The organism is Vibrio sp. 704 (genome assembly GCF_033339295.1).
In genome coordinates, this window is the sequence record NZ_JAWOUH010000287.1 from 1 (window position 1) to 813 (window position 813).

Here is an 813-nt window from a genome sequence, read left to right on the forward strand (position 1 = left end):
CTTCAACAAACAGCGCCGTTGAAACTGCCGATTCATCCATAAACTTGCTGCTGCCGTCGTAACTAGATGACGTCTTATCCATGTAGTCAAAGCCATAAGTCACTCGGTTATCAAACTGAGCGAGAGCAAAATCCGATTGGAATTTCGCATTTAAGCCAAGGTTTTGGTTCTTAGCCGTGTTCTTTGACAAGCGGTTCGAAGGCCAACGCGGTGCCATAACCGTTTCATCACGTTTGATTTCAGTTTCGGTGTTGTAAAGCGTCACGTTACCTTGGTGCTGCTCCCCTCTTAGCTCGTAACTGAGCGTGACGGTATCGCGATCGTAATCCGTTGGGATCAGCAACTTGCTCGACAAGCCATTGTTTGCACTACCTGCCATATCAGGGCGAGGACTGTAATCGCCGCTGTCACGGTACATATCGTAGGAAAGTTCGAAGCGGTGAATGTCATTAAACTCGTAACCAAGCTTCGCAAGAATGTTGTAAACGTCCCCTGCCGAGCCAAACGTCTTGTCGCCGTTCCCATCTTTGAAATCGTCACGCGTCACGTAGTGACCGTAAACCATTACGTCTACGTTTTCTGACAGCAAACCGTATAACGTTAATGAGCCTTGTTGATTGTCGTTAGATGCAAAACCACCGTATACACGCGCGCCAAAAGTTTCATCGTAACGAAGCAAATCGCGTGCGTCTTTGGTTTCAAAATACACCGAACCACCCAACCCATTTTGCGTCACTGAGTTGTTACCCACTTGGATATCTGCCGACTTAAGAATATCGGGGTTCAGCGTTAAGTTACCGATGTGGTGGAACA

1 pseudogene is annotated in these 813 nt (G+C 47.5%); it reads right to left on the reverse strand.

Going from position 1 to position 813, the window contains the following annotated elements:
• Positions 1–813, reverse strand: a pseudogene (locus R7R24_RS25965) (TonB-dependent siderophore receptor); the annotation flags it as partial.